Source organism: bacterium (assembly GCA_030654305.1).
In the GTDB taxonomy this organism is placed as follows: Bacteria; Krumholzibacteriota; Krumholzibacteriia; order LZORAL124-64-63; family LZORAL124-64-63; genus PNOJ01.
This window is the reverse complement of record JAURXS010000165.1, coordinates 1-4,292: the sequence shown is the minus strand read 5'-3', so window position 1 is coordinate 4,292 and position 4,292 is coordinate 1. Positions and strand designations below refer to the sequence as shown.

Genomic DNA, 4,292 nt, shown 5'->3' with positions numbered 1-4,292 from the left:
TTCGCGCCGCCGAGGAAGCGGCCCACCGCGTCGAACTTGGTCTGGAAGCGCAGGCCGTAGCCGGGCGGCGTCTGGCCCGGGATGTCGCGCAGGCGCGTGTCGCGGTGGTCGTCCCAGCCGATGGCCTTGAAATGGACGACGGACCTCTGGGGCACGCGGGCGCCCTCGGCGAAGGGCGATGTCGTGACGGTGCCGTCCGGCCGGTACACCTCGAAGTAGGGGTACTGGTTGGCGTCAGAAGGGTAGAAGGGGTCGCTGTCGAACGACAGCGCCTCGCCGGCCTCGACGACGCCGTCGCCGTCCAGGTCGTGGGGCTTGGCGTGACCCAGGATCATCGTCTCGGGGTCGTAGTTGTGGACGAAGTTCAGGTCCTGGCGGTCGGACTGGATCTCGACGCCCGCCACGTCGATGGCGTTGACCAGCAGCGTGTGGACCGATGGCGACAGCCGGCGCCGCGAGACGTCCTCGCCGGAGTCGTCGTTGCTGAAGGAGAGGCTGTTGACGACGCTGAAGTAGGAGACTTGCCGGTTCGTGGCCGGGTCGAACCGCTGCGGGTTCCAGCAATCCTCGCTCGTCGCGTCGCAGGCCACGTCCAGCGGCATGCGGTACTTGAAGCCGAACAGGCCGTCCAGCGGCGGCACGGTGTCGCGGGCGGCGAGCATCTCGGGCGAGAACGAGTGGATGTTCGGCGTGGTGCCCAGCCAGGTCAGCCGGAAGGGCAGCGCGTAGCCGATCGTGTCGTAGTCGGCGAAGCGCGTCGCGGGGGTCTGCTCGTCGCCGAGGAAGAACTGGATGTCGGGCTGGCCCAGGGCGTTGCTGAGGAAATAGAGCCGGGCCGGCGTGCGGTCGTAGTCCCCGCGGTCGTCGACGGCCACGATGTGGAACGTCAGGTCCGCCGAGGTGGTCGACCCCTCGTTGATCTGGAAGTCGAAGATCGAGTCGGTCTTGGTCGTGTAGTGGCCGATCTGCAGCGTGGTGATGTTCTCGGCCGGGTTGAAGCGGGAGTCCTCCTCGTCGTCGTCGGTCTCGGGGTCCTGGACCGTGCCCTCGGTCAACGCCCAGATGAAGCGTTCGACGCGGCCGTCGGAGTCGGCGCCGTACCAGAAGAGGTGGTGGTGGAACTGCCCCCCCGCCCCTCCCTGAGGCCCGCCGGTCACGTAGGTCTCAGGGGCGTGATTGACGATGACGGTCTCCGGCTCGAAGGCGCGGCAACCGAACAGCACGACCAGCGCCGCCGACGACAGCGCCGGCGCCCAGATCCGCAGATGACGGAGGACTCGCATGATGGGTCTCGCCTTTCCAGCCCGGCGCCAGGTCGACCGGGCGGGCACGACCGATCCGTCCGCGGGCGACAAACCGGCTAGAACAACGCGGAAACATGTCGTTTCCACGCCGAGGAGCGTTTGCGAGCTGCCTGGGAAATATAGGGATCGTCGGGCACGAGTGTCAACTTCTAGTTTCCCCGCCGCAGCGCCGAACTCCCTACCGGCATTGCGGTTCCGCACACCGCACCCTGCGGCGCCCCCTCCCCGCCAAGCAGGAGGGCGGCCCTTGCGGACCGCCCTCCCTCGGACGCCGACCCGTGAAGTGACCGGAGTTACTTCACGAGCGCCATCTTGTTGACCGACACGTTGTCGCCGGAGCGCACTTCGTAGAAGTACACGCCCGACGCGACGTCGCGGCCGCTGTCGTTGGTGCCGTTCCACTCCATGACGCCGCTCTGCACCGCAGAGAAGCCGTCATGCAGGGTGCGGACCAGCTCGCCCTTGACGTTGAAGATCTTGATGGACAGATCGCCGGCGCGCGGGATCGACCACTCGATCGTCGTCATGGGGTTGAAGGGGTTCGGGTAGTTCTTCGCGAAGAACACGCCGCTGCTCGGAGTCGGCGTGGTGCCGAAGGTCGGCGTGTAGCCGAACCACACCAGGATCTCGCCGAGAGCCTGGGTGCGGGCGGCGTACGGAGCCGGATCGGCCTTGGCCGTCGAGTACGGGGAGTACCAGGCGCCGAAGTCGACCGGAACCGTCACAACCTTCGTACCGGCAACCGTGTTGTGGTTCGAGACCATGGCCGCGTAGGTCGGGTAGGCACCCACGGCCGTGAACTCGCCGGCCTTCGTCGAGTAGCCGAACGGCGAGGCGTAGACGCCGATGCCGTTGAACACGCGGAAGGTCGGGCAGGAACCGTAAGCAACGAACGGAGTGCTGAAGCCCACCACGTTGCTCGGGGTCGGGACGACCAGCGGGGCCGCCTGGCCGCCGATGAGCGGACGGACGTCCGTGGCCAGCCGGGTGCAGCCCAGCCAGTTCTGGACGAACGCCGCGCCGCCGGCGACGGTGGTCGAACCGGTCGCGACGACGACGCGGTCGCCGGTCACGAGCAGGTTCTTGCCGGTGCCCAGCCACGCCGACAGACGAGCCACGTCGTCGCCCTTGTCGCCGGTGTTGCCCGGAGCAATGGCGGGACCGGTCAGCGGCGAGCCGGCCAGGGTGGCCGAGCCGTACAGGATCGTCTCGTAGCCGGCGAGGGCGACCGCGGACGCGTTGGCGCCCAGGCCGTTGCCGACGTTCGAGGACGGGGCCTGCGTGAAGTAGATGTCGTAGTCGACGTTCTCGATGAGGCCCAACTGAGCGAAGGACTGCTTCCACTCGTTGATGCCGCCGCCGAAGTTGCCGAAGTCGTGCCAGAACAGGATGCTGGGCTGAGTGCCGGCGAGGTCGGTCACCGACGGCAGTCCGCGCCAGATCCACTGGAACGGCCACTGGAACTGGACGTAACCGGCATCACCCGGGAACACGCCGAACCCGGTGATGTTGGCCGGATAGGTCGTGGTACCGTCGGTGCCGGGGTCGCCGTTCACGCGGTCGGTCGCCGTGATGTACCAGTGCAGCTGGTCACCCGGGAACAGCAGGCCGTCGTCGTCCAGATCGAACGCCCAACGCCACTGGACCAGGATGCCGGCCGAGGTGAAGACGCTGTCGGCCACGGCGTCGCCCTCGATGTAGCCGCCCACCGGCGTCACGTTGCGCACGCCGTTGAACAGCGGGTTGCACTTGATCTTGTAGTGCATCCGCGGCAGCGCAACCAGCTCGGCGCCGGGGCGCACGGGCTGAACGTTGATCACGACGGAGTCGCCGTGAACGATGTTCGGGCTCGTCGTGTCCAGGAGGTCCTGGCACATGTCGAAGCGCAGGTTGTTGCTGGCCAGGTTGCCCAGGTCCAGGTTCTTCGCGAACTGGTCGTTGGGCAGGTCCCACTCGCCGCTGATGGAGATCGCGGGGCCGCCGTAGGTGTACACGAAGAACGCCACGTTGTCGAAGTACGACGCGGGCGTGCCGTCGGTCCCGATGTTGTAGCGCGAATCCTCCGTCAGACCCAGCGCGACCTGGACGTGCGTCGTGCCGGGCTCGAGCAGGTCCGTGACCACGAAGGAGCTGCGGCCGTAGGCACCCTGGGCGCTGTAGTAGATCGTGTTGCGATCGGCCCAGCCGTACCAGGTGTTGCCGCCGTCGGTCGAGCAGCGAACGTGCCAGACCTGGAAGATACCGTCGAACGTCGCAGTGCCGTACGGCGAATGCAGGTAGTTGCCGAACTGCAGCGCGGCGGCGACGTAGTCACCCGCGGGCCAAGCCAACGGCGGCGACCAGATCTCGTTGCCGAGCAGGTTGTCGTCGGTGTTCGCGCCCAGGGCGCCACCGGTGCAGTTGCGGCTGTAGCCGCTGGGGCCGTAGGTGTACAGCAGGTTCGAGGACGGGCCGACGCCGGGGACGACGATGCCGTCATCGATGAAGGCGAACTGGGGGGTCTCGTTCGTCACGCAAGGATCGAGATCCTCGAGCAGCGGCCAGACCTTGGCGAAATTGCCGTAGCCCTGGGGCACGACGGTGAACCAGTTCGGGCCGATTCCGCTGTTGAAGTTGTCGGACGTCTGCATGACGCCGTTGAAGTAGACGACGATGTCGTCCAACTGGCTGTGGCCCTGGGTCGGGTACAGGCAGTCGCTGTCGGACCAGGCGCCGTCGGCGTCGGCCTGCCAGCGCAGGTGGACCTGGTTGGTGTTGACGTAGTCGGCGGACGTCAGGGTGAACGACGCGTCGACGGGCTCGGCCACGGCGTAGCCGTTCCACGCCGCATGCTCCACCATACCCGCGGGGGTCTCGTAGCGCAGCGACAGGAAGTCGTAGCCGGGCTCGTTGTCGTAGCTGATGACCGCGGTCACGCGGACCAGCGTGTCGGCGAGCGGGTTGGCCACGGTGCCGACCCAGTCCAGGTACTCGAGGAAGCTGTTCGAG

Annotated in this window: 2 protein-coding genes; both read right to left on the bottom strand. The window is 67.3% G+C overall.

From position 1 onward, the window contains the following. On the bottom strand, positions 1-1,283 hold a 1,283-nt coding region (locus tag Q7W29_04520), incomplete at its 3' end, for a hypothetical protein (GenBank protein MDO9171080.1). 314 nt (positions 1,284-1,597) lie between these two features. Then, on the bottom strand, positions 1,598-4,292 hold a 2,695-nt coding region (locus Q7W29_04515; protein MDO9171079.1), incomplete at its 5' end, for a FlgD immunoglobulin-like domain containing protein.